Source organism: Pseudomonas sp. AE27 (genome assembly GCF_037113495.1).
Taxonomy (GTDB): Bacteria; Pseudomonadota; Gammaproteobacteria; order Pseudomonadales; family Pseudomonadaceae; genus Aquipseudomonas; species Aquipseudomonas palmensis.
This window is the reverse complement of sequence record NZ_CP146966.1, coordinates 941,938-963,417: the sequence shown is the minus strand read 5'-3', so window position 1 is coordinate 963,417 and position 21,480 is coordinate 941,938. Positions and strand designations below refer to the sequence as shown.

General features: G+C 62.0%; 19 protein-coding genes and 1 tRNA gene. 5 read left to right on the top strand and 15 right to left on the bottom strand.

All coding sequences use genetic code 11. The features are described from left to right. Window positions 1–36: 36 nt before the first annotated feature. The 6 genes from V9K84_RS04610 to V9K84_RS04585 all read right to left on the bottom strand — a co-directional run bounded on the left by V9K84_RS04610 (window position 37) and on the right by V9K84_RS04585 (window position 7,000). Window positions 37–309 carry an HU family DNA-binding protein gene (locus V9K84_RS04610; RefSeq protein WP_003183171.1) on the bottom strand — a complete coding sequence of 91 codons (273 nt, stop codon included), beginning with the start codon at window positions 307–309 and terminating at the stop codon, window positions 37–39. A 146-nt stretch (window positions 310–455) separates the two neighbouring features. Further along, on the bottom strand, window positions 456–2,852 hold the full coding sequence (gene lon / locus V9K84_RS04605) for an endopeptidase La (RefSeq protein WP_043864491.1): 2,397 nt from the start codon (window positions 2,850–2,852) through the stop codon (window positions 456–458). Between the two features lie 152 nt (window positions 2,853–3,004). Next, a complete protein-coding gene (clpX, locus tag V9K84_RS04600; protein ID WP_043864492.1) occupies window positions 3,005–4,288 on the bottom strand; it encodes an ATP-dependent Clp protease ATP-binding subunit ClpX in 1,284 nt (427 codons plus the stop codon). Window positions 4,289–4,393: 105 nt separating this feature from the next. Then, window positions 4,394–5,029 (bottom strand): ATP-dependent Clp endopeptidase proteolytic subunit ClpP, encoded by a 636-nt coding sequence (gene clpP, locus V9K84_RS04595; RefSeq protein ID WP_043864493.1) that lies wholly within the window; start codon window positions 5,027–5,029, stop codon window positions 4,394–4,396. 91 nt (window positions 5,030–5,120) lie between these two features. Continuing rightward, on the bottom strand, window positions 5,121–6,431 hold the full coding sequence (gene tig / locus V9K84_RS04590) for a trigger factor (protein WP_043864494.1): 1,311 nt from the start codon (window positions 6,429–6,431) through the stop codon (window positions 5,121–5,123). A 263-nt stretch (window positions 6,432–6,694) separates the two neighbouring features. Then, window positions 6,695–7,000: a DUF6388 family protein gene (locus V9K84_RS04585; protein ID WP_043864495.1), complete on the bottom strand. Its 306-nt coding sequence runs from the start codon at window positions 6,998–7,000 to the stop codon at window positions 6,695–6,697. A gap of 226 nt (window positions 7,001–7,226) precedes the next feature. Here V9K84_RS04585 and V9K84_RS04580 point away from each other — a divergent pair, with 226 nt between their 5' ends. The 3 genes from V9K84_RS04580 to V9K84_RS04570 all read left to right on the top strand — a co-directional run bounded on the left by V9K84_RS04580 (window position 7,227) and on the right by V9K84_RS04570 (window position 10,662). Continuing rightward, a complete protein-coding gene (locus tag V9K84_RS04580) occupies window positions 7,227–9,056 on the top strand; it encodes an SLC13 family permease (RefSeq protein ID WP_088515228.1) in 1,830 nt (609 codons plus the stop codon). Window positions 9,057–9,199: 143 nt separating this feature from the next. After that, a complete protein-coding gene (locus tag V9K84_RS04575) occupies window positions 9,200–9,718 on the top strand; it encodes a sigma-70 family RNA polymerase sigma factor (RefSeq protein WP_043864497.1) in 519 nt (172 codons plus the stop codon). After that, window positions 9,715–10,662, top strand: a complete 948-nt coding sequence (locus tag V9K84_RS04570) for a FecR domain-containing protein (RefSeq protein WP_088515229.1) — start codon at window positions 9,715–9,717, stop codon at window positions 10,660–10,662. The genes V9K84_RS04575 and V9K84_RS04570 overlap by 4 nt, the downstream gene beginning before the upstream one ends. A gap of 13 nt (window positions 10,663–10,675) precedes the next feature. Here V9K84_RS04570 and V9K84_RS04565 read toward each other — a convergent pair whose 3' ends face one another. The 6 genes from V9K84_RS04565 to V9K84_RS04540 are packed head-to-tail and all read right to left on the bottom strand — an operon-like array spanning window position 10,676 to window position 17,612. Further along, window positions 10,676–11,440 carry an ATP-binding cassette domain-containing protein gene (locus tag V9K84_RS04565; protein ID WP_088515230.1) on the bottom strand — a complete coding sequence of 255 codons (765 nt, stop codon included), beginning with the start codon at window positions 11,438–11,440 and terminating at the stop codon, window positions 10,676–10,678. Beyond that, window positions 11,441–12,451, bottom strand: coding sequence for an iron ABC transporter permease (locus tag V9K84_RS04560; RefSeq protein ID WP_054915286.1), 1,011 nt, complete (start codon window positions 12,449–12,451; stop codon window positions 11,441–11,443). It abuts the gene before it with no gap. Beyond that, complete coding sequence (locus V9K84_RS04555; protein WP_168186855.1) at window positions 12,448–13,230, bottom strand: ABC transporter substrate-binding protein; 783 nt, start codon at window positions 13,228–13,230, stop codon at window positions 12,448–12,450. The genes V9K84_RS04560 and V9K84_RS04555 overlap by 4 nt, the downstream gene beginning before the upstream one ends. 50 nt (window positions 13,231–13,280) lie before the next feature. Beyond that, window positions 13,281–14,225 carry a ChuX/HutX family heme-like substrate-binding protein gene (locus tag V9K84_RS04550; RefSeq protein WP_088515232.1) on the bottom strand — a complete coding sequence of 315 codons (945 nt, stop codon included), beginning with the start codon at window positions 14,223–14,225 and terminating at the stop codon, window positions 13,281–13,283. A gap of 28 nt (window positions 14,226–14,253) precedes the next feature. Then, on the bottom strand, window positions 14,254–15,186 hold the full coding sequence (locus V9K84_RS04545; protein WP_338794132.1) for a ChaN family lipoprotein: 933 nt from the start codon (window positions 15,184–15,186) through the stop codon (window positions 14,254–14,256). Between the two features lie 17 nt (window positions 15,187–15,203). Continuing rightward, window positions 15,204–17,612, bottom strand: coding sequence for a TonB-dependent receptor (locus V9K84_RS04540; protein ID WP_218195176.1), 2,409 nt, complete (start codon window positions 17,610–17,612; stop codon window positions 15,204–15,206). Window positions 17,613–17,880: 268 nt separating this feature from the next. Here V9K84_RS04540 and V9K84_RS04535 point away from each other — a divergent pair, with 268 nt between their 5' ends. Further along, window positions 17,881–18,066, top strand: coding sequence for a hypothetical protein (locus V9K84_RS04535; protein WP_054915290.1), 186 nt, complete (start codon window positions 17,881–17,883; stop codon window positions 18,064–18,066). A 100-nt stretch (window positions 18,067–18,166) separates the two neighbouring features. Beyond that, entirely contained in the window at window positions 18,167–18,559 is a 393-nt protein-coding gene (locus tag V9K84_RS04530) for a RidA family protein (RefSeq protein WP_058541313.1), read from the top strand. 99 nt (window positions 18,560–18,658) lie between these two features. Here the strand turns inward: V9K84_RS04530 and V9K84_RS04525 are convergent. The 3 genes from V9K84_RS04525 to V9K84_RS04515 form a co-directional block, all read right to left on the bottom strand. Further along, a tRNA-OTHER gene (locus V9K84_RS04525) sits at window positions 18,659–18,762 on the bottom strand. A gap of 149 nt (window positions 18,763–18,911) precedes the next feature. Continuing rightward, on the bottom strand, window positions 18,912–19,454 hold the full coding sequence (locus V9K84_RS04520; RefSeq protein ID WP_338794126.1) for a hypothetical protein: 543 nt from the start codon (window positions 19,452–19,454) through the stop codon (window positions 18,912–18,914). Window positions 19,455–19,596: 142 nt separating this feature from the next. Beyond that, the gene (locus tag V9K84_RS04515) at window positions 19,597–21,450 is read right to left on the bottom strand and encodes a hypothetical protein (protein WP_338794124.1); all 1,854 of its coding nucleotides are present in this window, start codon (window positions 21,448–21,450) and stop codon (window positions 19,597–19,599) included. Window positions 21,451–21,480: the final 30 nt, after the last annotated feature.

Below are 21,480 nucleotides of genomic sequence, written 5' to 3'. Positions count from 1 at the left end.
ACCCGACCCGGTTAGGCGAAGCCTGAAAGAGACGCCTTAGTTGACGGCTTCTTTCAGTGCTTTGCCGGCCTTGAAGCCTGGCTTCTTGGCAGCAGGAATTTCCAGAGTCTTGCCGGTTTGCGGGTTGCGACCGGTACGGGCAGGACGATCGGTTACCGAGAAGGTACCGAAACCGACCAGCACCACGGAATCACCGGCTTTCAGGGCGCCGGTGACGGATTCGATGACTGCGTCCAGCGCACGGCCGGCAGCAGCTTTCGGGATATCAGCAGATGCGGCAATAGCGTCAATCAGTTCCGACTTGTTCACTCTAAGTCCCCTTATCTCTATTTGAGTTTGTTTCTAAGTATGTAATGAAAAGCAAAACGATTGCCGGGTGGCCCACCGACAAGTGGGCGCCGCTTTATAACAAGGGCCCGAATTAACGTCGTGGAGGCCCCCCAGCCAAATACGTACTAATGGGTACTGATTCGTTCCTTGGAATCGCTGTCGCGCTTTTCATCCTTGGCGACAATCTCGGGAGCCACATCTGGCAAGGGCTCCGGGGCGTATTGCAGCGCAATTTGGAGGACTTCGTCAATCCATTTGACAGGTTTAATCTGAAGATCCTGTTTAATATTGTCAGGAATTTCCTTCAGGTCGCGCACATTCTCTTCTGGAATGATCACGGTCTTGATCCCGCCGCGGTGTGCTGCCAGCAGTTTTTCCTTCAAACCGCCAATGGCCAGCACCTGGCCACGCAGGGTGATTTCCCCGGTCATGGCCACATCGGCGCGCACCGGAATCCCGGTCAGGGCCGACACCAGTGCAGTGCACATGCCGATGCCAGCGCTCGGGCCGTCCTTGGGGGTAGCCCCTTCCGGCATGTGAATGTGGGTGTCGCGCTTCTCGTGGAAGTCGGCCGGGATCCCCAGGCTGCGTGCACGGCTGCGCACCACGGTCTGCGCGGCAGTGATCGACTCGACCATCACATCGCCCAGCGAACCGGTCTTGATCAGTTGACCCTTGCCCGGAATCACCGCGGCCTCGATGGTCAGCAGCTCGCCGCCCACCTGGGTCCACGCCAGGCCGGTTACCTGCCCTACCTGGTCCTGCTGCTCGGCCAGGCCGTAGCGGAACTTGCGAACGCCCAGGTAATGCTCGAGGTTGTCACCATCGACCTTGACGGCCACCTGCTTGAGCCCGGCATGTTCCTTGACGACCTTGCGGCAGATCTTGGCGATCTGGCGCTCCAGGCCCCGCACACCGGCTTCGCGGGTGTAGTAGCGGATGATGTCGCGGATGGCGGCAGTGTCGATCTCCAGCTCGCCCTTCTTCAGGCCGTTGGCCTTGATCTGCTTGGGCGAGAGGTACTTGACCGCAATGTTGATCTTCTCGTCTTCGGTGTACCCCGGCAGACGAATCACTTCCATCCGGTCGAGCAGCGCCGGCGGGATATTCATCGAGTTGGAGGTGCACAGGAACATCACGTCCGACAGGTCGTAATCGACCTCCAGATAGTGATCGTTGAAGTTGTGGTTCTGCTCGGGGTCGAGCACTTCGAGCAGTGCCGAGGCCGGGTCGCCACGCATGTCGCTGCCCATCTTGTCGATTTCATCGAGCAGGAACAGCGGGTTGCGCACACCCACCTTGGTCATCTTCTGGATCAGGCGACCTGGCATCGAACCGATGTAGGTACGGCGGTGACCGCGGATTTCTGCCTCGTCACGCACGCCACCCAGGGCCATGCGCACGAACTTGCGATTGGTGGCGCTGGCAATGGATTCGGCCAGGGAGGTCTTGCCCACACCCGGCGGGCCGACCAGGCACAGTACCGGGCCGCGGATCTTCTTCACGCGCTTTTGCACGGCGAGGTATTCGAGGATGCGTTCCTTGACCTCGTCCAGGCCATAGTGGTCGGCATCCAGGATCTCTTCGGCCTTGGCCAGGTCAAGGCGCACCTTGCTCTGCGCCTTCCACGGCACCTGCACCAGCCAGTCGAGGTACGAGCGCACCACGGTGGCTTCAGCCGACATCGGCGACATCTGCTTGAGCTTGTTCAGCTCGGCCTGGGCCTTGGCGTAGGCATCCTTGGGCAGGCCGGCAGCGTCGAGGCGCTTTTTCAGCTCTTCGACTTCGTTGTGGCCTTCGTCGCTGTCGCCGAGCTCTTTCTGAATGGCCTTCATCTGCTCATTCAGGTAGTACTCGCGCTGGCTGCGCTCCATCTGCTTCTTGACCCGGCCACGGATGCGCTTCTCGACCTGCAACAGGTCGATTTCGGCATCCAGCAAGGCCAGGACGTGCTCGACCCGGGCGCCCAGGTCGATGATTTCGAGAATTTCCTGCTTCTGCTCGATCTTCAGGGCCATGTGGGCGGCCATGGTGTCGACCAGGCGGCCCGGCTCGTCGATGCTGTTGAGCGACGAGAGGACTTCAGCGGGGACCTTCTTGCCCAGCTGCACATACTGTTCGAATTGCGACAGCAGGCTGCGCACGAAGACTTCGGACTCGCGATCGGCGGCCTCGACTTCGTCGATCAGCGCCACATCGGCGCGAATATGCCCGTCGACTTCGACAAAGCGCTCAACCGCACCGCGCTGCTCGCCCTCGACCAGCACCTTGACGGTGCCATCGGGCAGTTTGAGCAGTTGCAGTACGGTTGCGATGGTGCCGACACGGTACAGGGCATCTTCACCTGGATCGTCATCAGCTGGATTCTTCTGGGCCAGCAGGAGGATCTGCTTCTCGCCCGTCATCGCGGCCTCGAGGGCCTCGATGGACTTTTCACGCCCCACGAACAGCGGGATGACCATGTGCGGGTAAACGACGACATCGCGCAATGGCAAAAGAGGCAAGTCGAGGGTTGTCTTCATGATTTCGCCTCTACAGCGGCCTTATGGCCGTAATCCGATGGAAATTTGAGCATGGAGTTAATGTGGGGGCAGGCCCGCAAAAAAACAAGCTCTGCGACAGGAAAAGCAAAGGGGCCCGTAGGCCCCTTGCTGGTTTGCTGCCGTCACCCGACTCAGGCGTCGGGTGCAGCCTTAGCTTGCGGCTCGCTGTTCTCGTAGATCAACAGCGGCTTGGACGAGCCATCGATGACGCTCTCGTCGATCACCACCTTGCTGACATCCTTCTGCGAAGGAATCTCGTACATGGTGTCGAGCAGGATGCCTTCGAGAATCGAACGCAGGCCACGGGCACCGGTCTTGCGCTCCAGTGCCTTGCGGGCCACCGACTTGAGCGCATCGCTGCGGAACTCCAGGTCGACGCCTTCCATCTCGAACAGCTTGCCGTATTGCTTGGTCAAGGCGTTCTTCGGCTCGGTGAGGATCTGCATCAGTGCAGCCTCGTCGAGCTCGTCGAGGGTTGCCAGTACCGGCAGGCGACCGACGAACTCGGGAATCAGGCCAAACTTGACCAGATCGTCCGGCTCGACTTCACGCAGCGACTCGCCAACCTTCTTGCCTTCTTCCTTGCTGCGAACTTCCGCACCAAAGCCGATGCCACCGCGGGTGGAACGGTTCTGGATGACCTTTTCGAGGCCCGAGAACGCACCGCCGCAAATGAACAGGATGTTGCGCGTATCGACCTGCAGGAACTCCTGCTGCGGGTGCTTGCGGCCACCTTGCGGTGGTACCGAGGCAACCGTGCCCTCGATCAGCTTGAGCAATGCCTGCTGCACGCCTTCGCCCGAAACGTCACGGGTGATGGACGGGTTGTCCGACTTGCGCGAGATCTTGTCGATTTCGTCGATGTAGACAATGCCCATCTGGGCCTTTTCCACGTCGTAGTCGCACTTCTGCAGCAGTTTCTGAATGATGTTCTCGACATCTTCACCGACATAACCCGCTTCGGTCAGCGTGGTGGCATCGGCAATGGTGAACGGCACATTCAACAGACGCGCGAGGGTTTCGGCGAGCAGGGTCTTACCCGAGCCCGTCGGTCCGATCAGCAGGATGTTGCTCTTGCCGAGCTCGACATCGTCGTTCTTCTTGTCACGTTGGTTCAGGCGCTTGTAGTGGTTGTACACCGCTACGGCCAAGACTTTTTTCGCGCGCTCCTGACCAATGACGTACTGGTCCAGGATGCCGCTGATTTCTTTCGGCGAAGGCAATTTATGCGCGCTGCTCTCGGCCTGGGCTTCCTGCACCTCCTCACGGATGATGTCGTTGCACAGGTCGACGCACTCGTCGCAGATAAAGACCGAGGGGCCGGCAATCAACTTGCGTACTTCATGCTGGCTTTTGCCGCAGAAGGAGCAATAGAGCAATTTGCCGTTGTCCTCGCCGTTACGGGTGTCAGTCATTCGATCGATCCAATCCGGTAGGCTTGCAACACAAGATGAAGGCAATTGCGGGCTTTTTCAAGTCCACAGGTGGCGGGAGGGCCCGCCCACCCGCTTGGCTGCCTATCAAACAGGCCGCTTGTGGAGCACCGAGTCGATCAGGCCGTATTCGGCAGCACGCTCGGCGCTCATGAAGTTGTCGCGGTTGGTGTCACGCTCGATGGTTTCGAGGTCCTGCCCGGTGTGATGGGCCAGCAGCTCGTTCAGACGCGAACGGATCTGCAGGATTTCCTTGGCGTGGATCTCGATATCCGAGGCCTGACCCTGGAAGCCACCCAGCGGCTGGTGAATCATCACCCGCGAGTTCGGCAGGCAGAAACGCTTGCCATGGGCACCGGCAGCCAGCAGGAACGCGCCCATGGAGCACGCCTGGCCGATGCAGGTGGTGGAAACGTCGGGCTTGATGAACTGCATGGTGTCGTAGATCGACATGCCTGCTGTCACCGAACCACCCGGCGAGTTGATGTAGAGATGGATGTCCTTGTCCGGGTTTTCCGCTTCAAGGAACAGCAATTGCGCTGCGATCAGGTTGGCCATGTAGTCCTCTACCGGGCCGACCAGAAAGATCACCCGCTCCTTCAACAGGCGCGAGTAGATGTCATAGGCGCGTTCGCCACGAGCGGATTGCTCGATAACCATCGGGACCAGGCCGCCTGCGGCCTGGATGTCAGAGCTCTGCTGATAATAAGAATTGCGGGACATGTCCTGCACTCACTCCCAAATAGTCATGTCTTGAATACGCACAAGCCAGCTCGAAGGCTGGCTTGTGGTGTTTTCCTACAAGAGAAGGAAATCAGTCAGCGGCAGGTGCCTGCACCGGCTTGACAGCTTCTTCGTAAGAGACCGATTTGTCGGTCACAGTCGCTTTCTGCAGAACAGTATCCACAACTTGTTCTTCCAGCACAACCGAACGGACTTCGTTCAGCTGCTGGTCGTTCTTGTAGTACCAGGCCACGACTTGCTCAGGCTCCTGGTAGGCCGAGGCCATTTCCTGGATCATTTCGCGAACGCGGTCTTCGTCTGGCTTGAGGTCGAACTGCTTGACCACTTCGGCGACGATCAGGCCCAGCACGACGCGGCGCTTGGCTTGCTCTTCGAACAGCTCGGCCGGCAGTTGCTCAGGCTTGATGTTGCCACCGAACTGCTGAACGGCCTGCACGCGCAGACGGTTCACTTCGTTTTCCAGCAGGGCCTTTGGCACTTCGATCGGGTTGGCAGCCAGCAGGCCATCCATTACCTGGTTCTTGACCTTGGTCTTGATGGCCTGGCGCAGTTCACGCTCCATGTTCTTGCGAACTTCGGTGCGGAAGCCTTCGATGCCGGTTTCCTTGATGCCGAACTGGGCGAAGAACTCTTCGGTCAGCTCAGGCAGTTTTGGCTCGGAAACGCTGTTGACGGTAACGGTGAACTCGGCGGCTTTGCCAGCCAGGTCCAGGTTCTGATAGTCCTCGGGGAAGGTCAGGTTCAGAACGCGCTCTTCACCGGCCTTGGCGCCGACCAGACCTTCTTCGAAGCCTGGGATCATGCGGCCGGAACCCAGCACCAGCTGGGTGCCCTGGGCCGAACCACCGGCGAACACTTCACCGTCGACCTTGCCGACGAAATCGATGTTCAGCTGGTCTTCGTTCTGGGCAGCACGGTCGGTCGCTTCAAAGCGAACGTTCTGCTTGCGCAGCACTTCCAGCATGTTGTCCAGGTCGGCGTCAGCCACTTCGGCGCTCAGGCGCTCGACGTTGATCGACTCGAAACCGGCAACGGTGAACTCAGGGAACACTTCGAAGACGGCAACGTATTCCAGGTCCTTGCCCGCTTCGAGCGACTTCGGCTCGATCGACGGCGAACCGGCCGGGTTCAGCTTCTGCTCGACCACGGCTTCGTAGAAGGAGGACTGGATCACATCGCCTACTGCTTCCTGGCGAGCGTCAGCACCGAAACGGCGCTTGATTTCGCTCATTGGAACTTTGCCTGGACGGAAGCCAGCGATCTTGGCCTTTTGGGCGGTCTGCTGCAGACGCTTGTTGACCTGGCTCTCGATACGCTCAGCCGGCACGGTGACGCTCATGCGGCGCTCGAGAGCGGAAGTATTTTCAACAGAAACTTGCATGGATATTCCTCGTTGCACAGACGTTAGCCGGCGATACCGACTCCAGAATCAAGGGCAAGCATTCTAGTGACTCAAACACCAGAAGTCACCCCGTTCAAATCAAGGAGAACAGGCCGCGGCACATTTGAATTTCGCACAACTGCCCCGAAGCCTCTTGCCTGGGCGCCGGAACCCGCCGTTGAAGGCGTTGCGGCCTGACCGGCGGGCATCCCGATGCCCAGTGGAGGCTATGGAACAGAAACTTTTCAACACACTACCGCGCCTCAGGGCGCAGCATCTTCAATTTCGTTGAACTCGCAGTATTCCTGCCAGCTCAGGCCCAATGCCTCGGCCACTTCGCGGTGCACTTCAAGACGCATCTCGCGCAGTTGTTCGGGCGACTCGGCAATCAACTCCAGGGTCAACTCCCAGGATTGAAGGCCACGCTCCTGCGCCTGGTCATCGAACGCCCACTGGATCTGCTGCTGTTGCTCGTGGGCATTGAGCCCGGCTATCTCTTCGAGCAACTGCGGGTTTGCCTGGGCAAACCGCTCTAGCGCGACCGCCTGGCGTGATTCTTTTGCAATCATGGTGCATTCCTTCCTGCGGCCGATAACCCGGCCACTGCTTCAACCGCCTGAAATCTATCAGCTTTGGCTTATTTGTCACTAGCCAGGGTGACATCGGCGACAGGTGAACAGCAGAATGCCGCGCACCTTAACATCTGGCCCTGTGCCACCCAAGCGCTGCAGCAAATCAACAAACGGCCGCCCGGTTTCTGCCAGACTCACCGGCGTCTTCTTTTCGGATACCTGCATGAATCACGAATTGTTCTGGGTCCTTGGCCTGCTGTTCAGCGCCGTCGCGCTGTTTGTCATCAATCGCCCGCGCATGGACGTGGTGGCGCTGCTGGTGATCGTCGCCCTGCCCCTGCTCGGCATCCTGAGCGTGCAGGAAGCCCTGGCCGGCTTCAGCGACCCCAACGTGGTGCTGATTGCCGCGCTGTTCGTGATCGGCGAAGGGCTGGTGCGCACCGGCATCGCCTACCGCATCGGCGAGTGGATGGCCGAACGCGCCGGCAACAGCGAAACTCGCCTGATCGTGCTGCTGATGGTGTCGGTGGCAGGCCTGGGCTCGGTGATGAGTTCGACCGGCGTGGTGGCGATCTTCATCCCGGTAGTACTGAGCATCGCCGCACGCATGAAGGTGTCGCCCAGCCGCCTGATGATGCCACTGGCCTTCGCCGGGCTGATCAGCGGCATGCTCAGCCTGGTGGCCACGCCTCCCAACGTGGTGGTGCACAGCGAGCTGGTACGCCACGGTGAAACCGGTTTCAGCTTTTTCAGCTTCACCCCTTTCGGCCTGGTGATCCTGGTGCTGGGGGTGGGCTACATGCTGCTGACGCGCAACTGGCTGGGCAGCGCGACGCGCAAGGATGGCAGCACCGAAACCCGCCGCACCCTGCTCGACCTGATCATCGACTACAAGCTGGCCGGGCGTGAACGACGCCTGCGGGTCAGGCCCCATTCGCCGCTGATCGGCCACAGCCTGAGCGAGCTGAAGCTGCGCACCGAGCACGGTGCCAACGTGGTCGGCATCGAGCGCCAGCACAAGTTCAGCACCCGCGTGATCAGCCCCGACTCCAGTACCCTGGTGCACGAAGGCGACGTGCTGCTGCTTGACCTGTTCTCGCCCAAGGACGACCTGCGCAACCTGTGCCAGACCATGCGCCTGGAGCCTCTGCACTTCAAGGCCGCCTACTTCATCGACCAGTCGCGCGAAGTGGGCATGGCCGAAGTGGCGCTGCCACCGGGCTCGCAGTTGATCGGCAAGAACCTGCTGGAGCTGACGTTCCGCAGCCGCTGGGGGCTGAACGTGGTGGGCCTGCGTCGCGACCAGGCGGCCATCGACGAGCAACTGGTGGAAGAAAAGCTCAAGCTGGGCGACACCCTGCTGGTGATCGGCACCTGGAAGGCGATTCGCCAGCTGCAGACGCAACCGCGAGACTTTCTGGTGCTGAGCCTGCCGGCGGAAGTGGACAACGTGGCCCCGGCCCTGAATCAGGCGCCTTATGCGCTGATCAGCCTGGCGGTGATGGTGGGCCTGATGATCAGCGGCCTGGTACCCAACGTGATCGCCGCGCTGATCGGCTGCCTGCTGATGGGCGCCAGCCGCTGCATCGACATGGAGAGCGCCTACCGGGCGATCCACTGGCAGAGCCTGATACTGATCGTGGGCATGCTGCCCTTTGCCCTGGCGTTGCAGAAAACCGGAGGCATCGCCCTGGCGGTGGACGGCCTGGTGGGCGTGCTGGGCGGTGCCGGGCCCTACGTGATCCTCGCCACGCTGTTTGCGATCACGGCGCTGATCGGGCTGTTCATTTCCAACACCGCAACAGCGGTACTGATGGCGCCGGTTGCGATCACCACCGCACAGCAACTGGGCGCATCGCCCTACCCGTTCGCCATGATCGTGGCGCTGGCCGCATCCGCCGCGTTCATGACGCCGGTGTCGTCGCCGGTGAACACCCTGGTGCTGGGGCCGGGGCAGTATCGCTTCGCCGACTTTGTGAAGGTGGGGGTACCGTTCACGATCCTGGTGATGATTGTGAGCGTGCTGATGGTGCCGTGGATTTTTGCTCTGTAGACGGCGGTGCTGCCTTCGCCGGCCATGCCGGCTCCTGCAGGAGCCGGTTTGGCGGCCACAACCCACTAACAATAACAATTATCATTTGAGAAATAATCTCGTTATACTCCGCAGCCTCATCAGCCCTGCACCGATCGCACTCGATGGAATCCAGCCCACACGCCCCTGCCAGCGCCCATGCGTACCTGCAGACGCTGTACACCGATCACCATCGCTGGCTACGCCAATGGCTGCGCAACCGTATGGGTTGCCCGGAGTCGGCGGCTGACCTGGCCCAGGACACGTTCCTGAGCATCCTGGCCTCCAAGGACCTGTTCAGCATCCGCGAGCCGCGCTCGTTCCTGTCCACCGTGGCGCGGCGCCTGATGGCGAACGTACACCGGCGCCGACTGGTGGAGCAGGCCTATCTCGAAGCCCTGGCCAACCTGCCCGAAGCCGTGGAGCCCTCGCCCGAGGTGCGCACCCTGGCCCTTGAAGCCCTGACCCTGCTGGACAGGCTGCTCGACGAACTGCCGGCCAAGGTCCGCGAAGCGTTTCTGCTGTCGCACCTGCAGGGTCTGAAAATCGCCGAGATCGCCGAGCGCCTGCAAGTCAGCACACGCTCGGTGAAGCTGTACCTGGTGCGCGCCAACCAGCACTGTTTTTTTGCGCAGTTGCCATGAGCACACCGCAACCGGCCTTCAAGCCCCGCACCACCCGTGAGGCTGCCCACTGGCTGACCCTGTGGATGGACGGCGACCTGCCGCCCGAGCAGGCCCAGGCCTTTGCACGCTGGCGCGCCGCCGACCCGGACAACGAACGCGCCTGGCTGCATATAGAAAGCCTGCGCGGTCGCCTGGCCGGGCTGGAGCCCACCGCCGGCTACCGCAGCCTCAGCCACGGCGGCGGCAGTCGTCGGCGGGTGGTCAAGGCATTGCTGCTGCTTGCCCTGGCCGGCGGCACCGGCGGCCTGGCCTACCGCGAGCCCTGGCGCAGCGGTGCGGGCCTGGCCTACCACAATGGCGCCAGCGCCCCTCGACACATCACCCTGGCCGATGGCAGCCAACTGACCCTGGATGCCGACAGCACGGTGGAGGTGGGCTTCACCCCCACCCAGCGCACCGTGCACCTGCGCAGTGGGCGGCTGCTGATCAATACCGGGCATGATGACGCGCAGCGCCCCTTCAGCGTGAAGACCGCCCAGGGCAGCGTCCTCGCGCTGGGCACCCGGTTCGTGGTGCAGGTGCAGCCCGAGCGCACCGATGTGCAACTGTTCGAAGGCGCGCTGAAACTCAGCCCGCTGCACACCACGCCGCAGCGGCTCAGTGCCGGTGAGCGCACACGCTTTACTGCCATGCGCATCGACGACAGCACCCGGGTGGGCCGCGAGCCTTCATGGGGCGTAGGTGCACTGGAGGCCGACGACATGCGCCTGGGGCACTTCATTGCCGAACTGTCGCGCTATCGCCCCGGCCTGTTGCGCTGCGCCAGTGAAGTGGCCGACTTGCGCATCTCGGGGGTCTACCCGCTGGCCGACAGCGATGCGGTACTCGACGCGCTGACCCAGTCGCTGCCGGTCAGCATCATCCGGCGCTCACGCTACTGGGTTACGGTCAGCGCCCGCTGAGGGAACTAGCCACTCAGCACGCCAGCTCGATGCCCACCGCGTGGCCGGGCCCCGCCGTTACACTGACCTGAGCCCCGAACACCGTCTCGATGGTATGTGCATTCAGTACCTGCGCGGGGGGCCCGCTGGCGCACAACCGGCCCTTTTCCATCAGCCACAGCCGGTCGCAGTAGCGCGCCGCCAGGTTGAGGTCATGCAGCACGCACACCACCGCGATATGTGGCAGGCGGGCCAGCCGGCGCAACAGGCGCATCAGATTCTGCTGCTGGCCGATATCCAGCGCGCTGGTGGGCTCGTCGAGCAGCAGCAGGCGCGGCGCCTGGCCCTCGGTGGGGCCCGCAGGACTGATGGCCAACTGGTTCAGCGCGCGGGCGATGGTCACCCGCTGCAACTCGCCGCCCGACAGCGACAGCACACCGCGGTCGAGCAGATGAGTGATGTCCATGGCCTCGACGATGCCGGCGCACGGCAACCCGGCATGCCCCTGGCCCAGCTGGATGAATTCGCCGACCTGCCAGTCGAACGCACTGTCCATGTGCTGGGTGACCAGGGCGCGGTTGCGCGCCAGCTGGCGCGGCGAATAGGCGCTCAACGGCTGATCGAGCAGCCGCACTTCGCCGCAGTCGGGCGTGATATAGCCGGAGATCAGCGACAAAAATGTGCTTTTGCCTGCGCCGTTGGGGCCGATCAGCCCCAGTAGCTGGCCGCCCTGTATGGCCTCGGTGACCGGGCTGAGGGCAAATGGCCGATGCAGGCCGACAGCGAGAAGATCGAGCATTCAGAACTCCCGGACCTTGCGGCCCAGCAACAACCAGAGAAAGTACGGCCCGCCGATCACGCTGGTGACCAGGCCGACCGGAATCTCGGCAGGGCTGACCAGGCTGCGCGCCAGGGTGTCGGCAAGCAGCAGCAGAATCGCCCCGCACAGCATCGAGGCCGGAATCAGCAGACGGTGGCCCGGCCCGAAGTACAGGCGCAGGCAGTGCGGCACCAGCAGGCCGATGAAGCCGATGATGCCGGTGAGTGCGACGCACAGGCCCACGCCCAGCGAGGAGGCCAGCACAATGCGATTTTTCAGGCGCTCGGCATTGAGCCCCGCCGCATGGGCAGACACCTCACCCAACTGGAACAGGTCCAGGTCGGCGGCGCTGCGCACCAGCACCAGCAAGGTCAACGGCAACACCACCAGCGCTACGCTCAGGGTCGACCACTCGGCACTGCCCAGGCTGCCCATGCCCCACAGGCTCAATTGGCGCAACTGTTCTTCGCTGGCCATGAAGGTCAGCATGCCGCCCACCGCGCCGGTCAGGGTATTGATCACCAGGCCGGCCAACAGCAGGGTGATGGTCGATTCACGCCCCTTGTAGCCGCGCCCGATGCGGAAGATCACCAGCGTTACCAGCAACGCCCCGACAAACCCGGCCAGAAACTGCCCATACAGCTCCAGGCCGGCAAAACGCCCATTGAACAGCACGATCCAGATCGACACCGCCAACCCCGCACCGCTGGCCTGGCCCAGCAGCGTGGGGTCGGCCAGCGGGTTGCGAAACAGCCCCTGCATGGCGGTGCCGCCTGCTGCCAGGGTCGAGCCCACCAGCACCGCCAGCAGCAGCCGCGGCAGGCGTACCTCGCTCCACACTTGCCATTCCAGCGGCGCGGGCAGATGGCCCAGCAGGATGCGCGGCGACAGGCCGATGCTGCCCACCAGCGAGCACAGCGCCAGCAAGGCGCACAGGCCGGCCAGCATCAGCAACAGCGTGGGCAATGAGCGGGTGTGCGAGCGCGTCATGGGAACAGCGCCCCGGCATCACGGCGCAGTTGCAGCATGGCCGCCACGGTGCGTGGGCCCAGGTTGAGCAGCGCCTGATCGTCCACCTGCACCAGGCGCCGGTGCTGACCGGCCGGGGTCAGCGCCAGGCCGCCGAGCTTCCACAGGTTGTCCTCGCCGCCCAGGGCCTGCAACCCGGCGCGGCTGATGATCACGAAATCCGGTGCAAGCGACACCATCGCTTCGGCCGCCACCTGCTTGTAGGCACTGAACGGCGCGCAGTTCTCGATGCCCGCCTGCTCCAGTGCGGCATGGGCTTCGGTGCCGCGCCCCATGATCAGCGGGATCATGCCCGCTCGATTGAAGATGAATAGCGCCCTGGGGCCCTTGAGCGGCGCCAGTGCAGCCAGCTCGGCGGCCAGACGTTGCTGCTCTGCAACCAGCGGCTGGCTCAGGGTTTCACGGTCGAAGGCCTTGGCCACCTGTTCTATCTTGCGTGGGATATCGGCGATGCGCTTGCCCCTGGGCACTTCGATGACCTCGACGCCCACGGTATCCAGCTGGCGCAGCACCACGGCCGGACGCGCCGCATCGCTGAGCACCACCCGCCGCGGATGCAGGCTCAGGATGCCTTCGGACGACAACTGGCGCAGATAGCCCACCGACGGCAGGCGAGCCACTTCGGGTGGGTAGTGACTGGAATCGTCACGCCCCACCAACCGCGAAGTGGCCTGCAACTGCGCGGCAATCTCGGCCAGGTCGTTGCCGATGACCAATGTGTCGGCCTGATCGGCATGCACGGGCGCTGTACCTATTAAAAGAAGCAGGCACACACTCAGCAGCCGAGCGCTCATTGCCCCGCCTCCAACCGATCGAGCAACTCGCGCCAGGCTGGCTGCTCGGGCTGCCCGGCAGGGCGACGTCCGAACAGTTGCACGATCAGGCGCTGCTCGGCATCGAAGATCTCCAGGCTGTTGACCCCGCCTACGGCATTGGGTTTGTACACGCGCCAGGCTTCGGCTTCGACGGTGTCACGTATGCCGAAACGGGTTGGTGCGGCGTCACCGTCACCCGGCATGTCGAACACCAGGCTGTCGCCCTGCCGCGTGGCGCTGTCGAGCTTGCCGGTGTAGATCTGCGTGGAGCCGGGGCTATAGATGAAGACCATCAGTTCCAGCCCGCTGTCGGCCAGTTGCCCGAGCAGCGCCGCAGTGCCCGCGCTGCCGATACGCCGGGCAAACTGCGGGGCCACGCCCTGGTTGCCCTGATAGCGGGTCAGGCCATGACGCTTGAGCAGCGCGAAGTGGTCATGCACATCCCCCATCGCCGCCCAGTCGTCGACCAGCCCGGCGACCTGTACATCTTGTTTGACCAGCGCCTCGCGCGGTGTGAAGTGCGGCTGCTCCAGGCTGCCCTGGGCATACAGCTCGGCCCACGCCTGCAGGTTCGAGCCGGGTAGCGACGCCAGGCGCAGCAGCGGCGCGGCATGCCGGTCGAACACCCGCAGCTCGAAATCACCAGCGGCCTGGCCACGGGTGAGGCACAGCCAGTGCCAGGCGCGCAGGTTCAGGCGCAGGTCCAGGCCATCTTCGCCAAGCACCAGACCGACCTGGGCAACATCGTCCGACCGTGGGAAGCGCCCCACCTGGTCGAGGAATGCATGACTGGCCTGGGTCATGACCCTCAGCGGGCCAAGGTGATACAGCCGGGCCGCCACTTCGGCGGCAGGCAGGGCGAGGCTGAGGCAGTCTTGCCCAAGGCGTTGGCGGAGATCGCTGGCAGTAATAGCAGGCATGTGGGGATTCCTTGTGAGCAGAAAAGGTTCAGTGAAGGGCTGGCTGCAAGGGTGCGTCGCAGCTGGCAGCCGCCGGGGCAAGCGCAACACCGTCGCCGTCCTGGCTGGGCAGCAGCCACACGAAGTCGGCACCCTGCACGGCTGGGGCCTGGCCCTCCTCACCCAGCACCAGCACCTTCAAACCGGGATCGCGCGCGCTATGCCTGAGGTACTGGGGCGCGCCCTGGGACTTGAGGGTGTGCAGCACACCGGCGAACAACAGGCGCGGGGCCGGCGCGGCGTCGAGCACCTGGGCCATGCGCCGGTCGCGACCGTGCTGAATGGCGAGCATGGCGTTCAGTCGCGGCAGGTCGATCTCGCCACAGTGCATCTGCACGATGCGCTGACGCTGCACCTCGGCGATTGCCGCTTGCGGAAACAGGCTGGCCGCATCCGCACGCGCGTCGGCTGCCACCTGCTTGCGTTCGCGGGGAGACAGGTTGCCGGCCAGCACCGGGGCCGGGGCCTGCATCAGTGCCTGCATCAACGGGCCGTATTGCTCCCAGCTCCAGCGCTCATCCCACTGCATGATCTTGCGCAGACGCGCCAGCCGCACGTGGTTGCCTGCGCCCAGCCACGCCTGCACATCGCCAACCGGGCGCTGCTGATCGCTATCGAGCATCTCGAGCACCACGGCGCCTTGCTGGCGCCGCTCGGCCAGGCCGGTGGCCAGCCACTGCTCGATCAGGTGATGAGCCACGTTGTCGTGGGTCTCCCCCACCATCACCGTGGGGGCTTGCGCCAGTACGTCGAGCAATTGCCCGGCATCGATCTGCTGGCCTCTGCGCACATCAACGATCGCGCCCCAGCCGGGGATGTTGGCTTCGACACGGGCATAGGCGGTCTGGGCCGGCGGCGTATTGACCGTGGCGCAGCCGACGAGCAGGGCAAGGCATGCCCCAAGCAGGCAGTTCGTATACATGAGAGGGTCCTGTGGGGTCAGTATTCGAACGTGACGCCGAACGAGGTGGTACGCCCACGCCCGGTACCGCGGTCCAGTGAGGCGGACATGATCGAGTCCACCGAGGCGTTGTAGCTGTAGGTCTTGTTCTCCACGTTCTCGACGTTGAAGAACAGGCTGACGTTCTGCTGCACCTGCCAACTGCCGTAAAGGTCCCAGATCACGCCGGTAGACTGTGTCTTCCTGGTTTCGTACCAGTCCCAGCTTTCTTCGGCAGGGCCGGAGTACTCGCCGCGGGCGCCGAGCACCACGCGCTCGTCGAACCAGCGCGTGCCCAGGTCGAGGGTCCAGTAGCGGTCGGGCTGGCTGTTGATGTCTTCGAGTTCGATGCCCGAGGTGGTCGGCGCCTTGGTGGTGGCGCGGGTCCAGGAGAGGTTGGCGTAGACGAAGCCTGCGTCGTAGCGGCCCTCGATCTCGTAGCCGCTCATGCGCACCTGCTCGGGCCAGTTGACCCAGTTGGCCTTGGCCGAATATTCGCCGTCGTCATCGACGATGTCGAACGACTGCGGGGTGATATAGCCGTCGATCTTGCTGATGAAGCGGTTGACCTTGAGCTGGGCGTAGTCGTTGCTGCTGAACAGCACGGCGCGACTGAGATTGAAGCCGAACTCGTAGTTGGTGGAGCGCTCCTGGCGCAGGTAGGGGTTGGCCCCCACGCCGTCGGCATCGCTGGCGTCGGCGGTCATCGGTACCTTCTCGAAGAACATCTCCTGCACCCGCGGTGCACGCGAGGTGCGCGACCAGCTGGTATAGAGCTGCATCCAGTCATAGGGCTTTACGGCAAAGCCGATACGCGGGTTGAAGCTGTGCTCGCGGCGGGTGATGTCCACATCGCCCCCGCCGATACCCGCGCACTCGCGCAAAATCGAGCACTTGGGCACGTGGCCGCTGACCTTGTAGCCGTCGTAGTGCATGCCCAGGGTCATGGCATAGATGTCGTAGTCCAGCTCCAGGGTACTGAACAGGCTTTCGGTCTGCTGCTTGCCTTCGGGGTTGGCCCCGCGTTTTTCCGGCGTGTCGGCAACGAAGTCGTCGGTGTAGTAGCGCATGCCGTTGCTCCAGCTCGCTTCCACCGGGCCGAGGTTGAAACGGCTGAGGTTGGTGAAGTCGAAACCGTGGGCATCGTCGTGGGTCTTGCGGCCGATGAAGGTGGATTCCTCCACCGGCGGGTAATCGAGCTGGGTCTTGTTCTGGTAGGCGTTTACCGTCAGGTTCACCCATTCGTTGTAGGGCGTGTAGGCGTACTTGGCGCGGTAGGTTTCGTTGCGCAGTTCCCATGGGTAGTTGTGGTAGAACTCGTTGCGGTACTGCACGCCGCTGAGGTCCAGGCGGTGCAGGTCGTTGGGCTGCAGGCGCACCTTGAGCAGGCCCGAGCGCGGGCTCTGCTTGGTGGTGTCGTAGTGGTTTTCCTGGCCGGAGCTGGTCTTGTATTCGCCGGTTTGCGAACTGCTGGCGGCGGCGACGATGCCGTACACGCCTTCGCTATCCTCGGGACGGGTTCGTGCGCCGGCGGCGAGCATGCGCGTGTTGCCGTAACCGTTGTTGCCGGTGCGGTAGGTGCTGCGCACACCCACGCGGTGATCGGGCTTGACGATGTCGTCGATATCGAAGGTGCGGAAGTTGGCGGTGCCCCCCAGGGTATTGGCACCTTCGGCGCCGTCCACCGCGCCGCGCTGCACATCGACACCGGCCAGCAGGTTGGGGTCGACGAAGGCCATCGGCCCGCCTGAACCGTGACCGGCGTTGTTGCGGAAGGTCTGGGTCACGCCGTCGATCATGGTGTTGACCCGCCCCAGGCCCGACAGCCCGCGGATGTTCACCGAAACCCCGGGCTGGCTGCGCGAATGCAGGGTGTAGGTACCGGGCATGGAACGCACCAGGCTGTTGAGGTCCTGGCGTTCGGCGTGCACTTCGCGGCTGCTGCGGATCACGCCCGGGCGCTCGCCCAGTGCGTTGACCAGCGTGGGGCCCACCTCCAGCGCGCTGCGGCTCTGTTCCTCGGCGCGCAGCACGAAGCTCTTGTCCTTGAGCTGCACGATGCGCAGCCCGGTACCCATCAGCAGCAGGTCGAAGGCTTCCTTGCGGTTGTACTCGCCATCCAGGCCCTGGGTCTGGCGCTTGTCGGTCAGCTCCGGGGCAAAGGTCAGCATCACGCCGGTGGCGCCCGCCAACTGGTTGAGTGCGGGCGCCAGCGGGCCTGCCGCAATCTGGTAATGCTTGCGTACAGCTGCGTGCTGAGCGGTGGGCGCCTCCATGGGCGCCGCCATTGCAACGCTGGCACCACTGACGGCAAGCGCCAGCACAGTAAGCGCGCCCTGCGCCGCCTTGAAAACACGGTGCCTGTCGGGCTGCTGGCCTGGATTTACGGTCGGCGCGATGCGTTTCACGTGAAGCTCCCTGGAACGTTGCAATGGTCTTGCAATAGAGGTCACGTGAGGCAGTCAAAAAGGGAAATGAAAATCAGTATTATTTTTAAAATCATTCATCAGGATGCGCGCGGATAAATGTTGGAACAGTTCTGCCCGTGATGTTCACGCGCCTACGGCGCAAAGGACGCTATGCTTGCAGGGCCTTCCGTTGACGAACGGTGCCACAGCACCCGCACACGGAACGGCCGACTCGAGTGGCAGGGAGGCCGTGATAAAGGAACCGCACATGGAAAAATACCGATTGGCCGCTGCGCAGCTCGACGAGAGCCTCAGCAGAATTCGCGAACAACGCGATCACCTCCTCGCCCTGGGGGAGGCGGAGCAAGCCGCTCCACTCACCAGAATCCTCAACATCGTTCGACTGGAGCTTGAGCTGTCACCGGTAGGTGGGCCCAAGGCGACCAGGCACTGACGCGAGGGCACTGAAACGCGAAAGCCACCTTGATAGGTGGCTTTTCTGTTCTATAGAGTGGCGCGTCGCTTGATAGCCCTACTCTCCTGGACCCTGCCCCATGACTGATCGCCAGATTATCGTCCCCGACGAGATGAAATTGCTTTGCGAGCGTGCTGGTTATGCCCCCGCGGTAAAGGTGGGCAGAACCCTGTACTGCGCCGGGCAGGTGGGTCGAACGCCGGAGCTGGAGGTGATTGAAGACCCGGAGCAGCAGTTTCTGGCGGCCTGGGAAAACCTTCGCCTCGTGCTCGCGGCGGGCGGTTGCGGGTTTGACGACGTGGTCGAAATGACGACCTATCACATCGACATGCAACGCCATATGCCGCTGTTCAGGAGCGTGAAGGACAAGGTCTTTCCAAGGGGCACCTGTGCATGGACCTGCATAGGCGTCAGCGAACTCGCCCGACCAGGGTTGCTGGTGGAGATCAAGTGCATTGCGGTGCAGCGGTAGGTGCGGGTAAGGAGTAGAAGCCCAGAAACGAAAAAAGCCGCTCAAGGCGGCTTGTTCCGGGCTTCAACGCACTTCAGCGAAGGGCGGTGAAAGCATCTATGGTGCGGACGAAGAGACTCGAACTCTTACAGCTTGCGCCGCTGGAACCTAAATCATGAAGGTCTACCTGTAGCCCTTTAAATTCAATGGGTTACGACGCCCGCACTCGTCAAGACCGTTCAGATCGTCCCACCCTGTGTCACATCACACCGCGTGTGCAGCACAATCCTGTCACACCACCATCTACGGCGTTCTGCCGACCAACTCCCTCCCATCATGCCGCCCTTCGACTCCCTGCCGCCCGCAAGGTCAATTACAGGTGACCTTTCACTGCTGATCCAGCCTGGCAGTGAAGCTTACCGTTTACGTGCACAGTCCCTTTGCCGGAGCTGTTCAATCCTGACAACTTCGTCTGTCCATCGACTTTGTTGAAAAGATAGGCTGAATCAATTACTTCCTTGCCAAGTATATTGCCAGTATCAGCATCCAGAGAAAGTTTTGTATTCCCAGCAAATGCGTAAACAGTGTTCCCATTCACGCTAACAGCCCTGACTGTAGCTGGATAGGTCACAACACGCCAAGCAAGTTCACCGGTGGCACGATAACGCGAAATATTGGTTCCGACATCACTAGCCACAATCATGTCAGAAGGGAATGCCTCCCCTGAAAATACCAGGGGCAAGCTGTTCGCTGCATAAACAAGATTTTTTGTACCCTCACCTGGCACAAAATATGATTGAGTTTCATGCCTTGTATACTCAGGCGCCGTATATTTTATTGGCTCGGCAGCACAAACATTTAATGACAAAAAAAGGCTGACAGATGCTAACGCAACAACCGAAAAATCACTTTTCACTGAAAAGTCCTACTTTGGAATTAGCAGCTAATCATATAAGTTTTTCAACCAGTAGGCGCAAATGCCGCGACTCATGCCAAACCTGGCGATGAGCGCGGCCGCGCGCAAGCTTGTCGCTCCCGAAAAAAGGCATCGCCATTTTTTACGGCTCGAACCAGCCCGTTACCGTTTGGGATACTCGCGCGATTACCGACGCGTTAGTCCCGCCCGTACTCGGCATGTAGAACTGCCCACCTTTGAAAGTCAAAAAGACGGTAAGCGGAACCGCGTTTACTTCGGCGCTGTCTTTCTGGAACGTGTGAACCTCGGGGGTATGAATAGACCCGTCCATGTCAAAGAACATGTCAGCCCGCATGGGGAAGCTGCTAGATGCCAGTTGGTAGCCAGATTGCAGGTACACCCCGGTTGCGAGTGGCGGGATAAACCGCGACAGGTCAATACGTTTGGTGCCGCTGGGGACCACGCCATCTAGGTAGGTAGAATTGGTACCGTTGTTTCCGTGCGCATACACAACGTTGGTCCCGGCCATGCGGCATCGCACGGGGCCGCCACCACCGTCGAACATGTTTCGCACTTCGGCAGTATCGAGATAGAAGCTGGCGCAGTAGCGGTAGTGTTGCCAGCCTGCCGGGGCGGGCAACAGCATGCATTTAGGCCCAACCGAGCCGATGGTGTCCAGGGTAACCGTACCTGCCGTATTCGCGGTGATCTTCGCTACCCGCATCGTCCAACTTGGGGTGCCGGAGAGAAAAATCTCGTTGAGCACGAGAACGTCAGTCCCGGCCAGGGCATTATCCGCCCAGGTGTAAGTTGCGTTGTCGATAACGTTCACATCGGTGACTTCGCCACAACGGCCAAGGGTGCACACGCTGCCGACCACCGACTTGACGAACAGGAACGGCGCGACCTTGAATGACGCCGTTGCGTCCGCGTCGTTGGCAACCGCAAAAGCTGCGTACCAATTATTCAAAGTCGAGGAGGCCATACCATGTGCAAGGGCGTCGGGCAGCGTCATCGCGTTCTGAAAGGTAGGCGCTTTGAAAACAGGCGCTCGCGACTTGACGTACTTTCCAAAGCGACGGAACCCGCCCATACACCATGTATCCCCGGACAGAGTCACGGTCTGCGCGGCTGCCCATACAAGCATGTCCCGAGGACCATTCGGGGATTCCTCCTGCACGAACTTCCCAAGCTGCACAGGCGTACCACCATTGGCAGGCTTGACTTTTGCTTCAAACGAACCATCTGCATCTATGCTCGGCTTTCCGCTTCTGGCTGCATTGAACGCTGCATCAGTCGCGTAGTCGGCTCGGCTCACGAGTTCGCGCAATTTATCCTGAACGGTGCGCGGCACAGTATTCGGGCCTTCCGCAGAGTAGCCGATTAGACCAGACCCAGCTTGCCCCGACATCGCCTGGACTACTGTGATGCTTCCGTCTGGCGCGGCGTAGATCACATTGGCGGCATTGTTGACCGGCCCCTGGCCGGTTGCGAGGATGGAAGCAATAAACGCCTCCGCCCACCCCCTGGTTGCAGCATCCTGTGGGCTCAATGGGTTCGCGAGATTTGCGATCCTCCAGCCTTCGGCATCGAAGTAATCGGCGCCAATTGGGCGTTTCAGGGCGCGGCTCGACTCTGCAAATCCCTGCTGAATAAGCATGGTCAGCCGATCAAAAACGGTCTCATGCGTCTCAGCCAGGAACCTGCCCTGGTTGCGCAGATCCGTTGGCTGGACGGCAATCATCACCCTGGAGATCGTCAAGGTTGCCCCCGGCAAAGCGAGAACACTGGCAGCATATGCCGAGATGAGCGTACCGCCGCCTTGCGTACCAGCGCCGGCCAGCGAGTACTGAGCCCCGGTCAGCGTTTCGGTTGTTCCGTCCTGCTTGACCAGAACGGCCTCGATGTCAGAGTTCTGCAGGAATCGAAACGGGATTGGAAAGTTCGGTCCACCCGTGCTGTACGTTTTAACGCTATCGGTGGTCGATACGGTCAATTTTCTATGCTCCAGAAATGCGAAAGCCCC

Excerpts from the sequence above, each read along its gene's own strand:
- tig (WP_043864494.1), bottom strand. The coding sequence starts at position 6,431 with ATGCAAGTTTCTGTTGAAAATACTTCCGCTCTCGAGCGCCGCATGAGC.
- V9K84_RS04575 (WP_043864497.1), top strand. The coding sequence starts at position 9,200 with ATGGAATCCAGCCCACACGCCCCTGCCAGCGCCCATGCGTACCTGCAG.
- clpX (WP_043864492.1), bottom strand. The coding sequence starts at position 4,288 with ATGACTGACACCCGTAACGGCGAGGACAACGGCAAATTGCTCTATTGC.
- V9K84_RS04570 (WP_088515229.1), top strand. The coding sequence starts at position 9,715 with ATGAGCACACCGCAACCGGCCTTCAAGCCCCGCACCACCCGTGAGGCT.
- V9K84_RS04565 (WP_088515230.1), bottom strand. The coding sequence starts at position 11,440 with ATGCTCGATCTTCTCGCTGTCGGCCTGCATCGGCCATTTGCCCTCAGC.
- V9K84_RS04535 (WP_054915290.1), top strand. The coding sequence starts at position 17,881 with ATGGAAAAATACCGATTGGCCGCTGCGCAGCTCGACGAGAGCCTCAGC.
- V9K84_RS04560 (WP_054915286.1), bottom strand. The coding sequence starts at position 12,451 with ATGACGCGCTCGCACACCCGCTCATTGCCCACGCTGTTGCTGATGCTG.
- V9K84_RS04585 (WP_043864495.1), bottom strand. The coding sequence starts at position 7,000 with ATGATTGCAAAAGAATCACGCCAGGCGGTCGCGCTAGAGCGGTTTGCC.
- V9K84_RS04545 (WP_338794132.1), bottom strand. The coding sequence starts at position 15,186 with ATGTATACGAACTGCCTGCTTGGGGCATGCCTTGCCCTGCTCGTCGGC.
- V9K84_RS04550 (WP_088515232.1), bottom strand. The coding sequence starts at position 14,225 with ATGCCTGCTATTACTGCCAGCGATCTCCGCCAACGCCTTGGGCAAGAC.
- clpP (WP_043864493.1), bottom strand. The coding sequence starts at position 5,029 with ATGTCCCGCAATTCTTATTATCAGCAGAGCTCTGACATCCAGGCCGCA.
- lon (WP_043864491.1), bottom strand. The coding sequence starts at position 2,852 with ATGAAGACAACCCTCGACTTGCCTCTTTTGCCATTGCGCGATGTCGTC.
- V9K84_RS04530 (WP_058541313.1), top strand. The coding sequence starts at position 18,167 with ATGACTGATCGCCAGATTATCGTCCCCGACGAGATGAAATTGCTTTGC.
- V9K84_RS04580 (WP_088515228.1), top strand. The coding sequence starts at position 7,227 with ATGAATCACGAATTGTTCTGGGTCCTTGGCCTGCTGTTCAGCGCCGTC.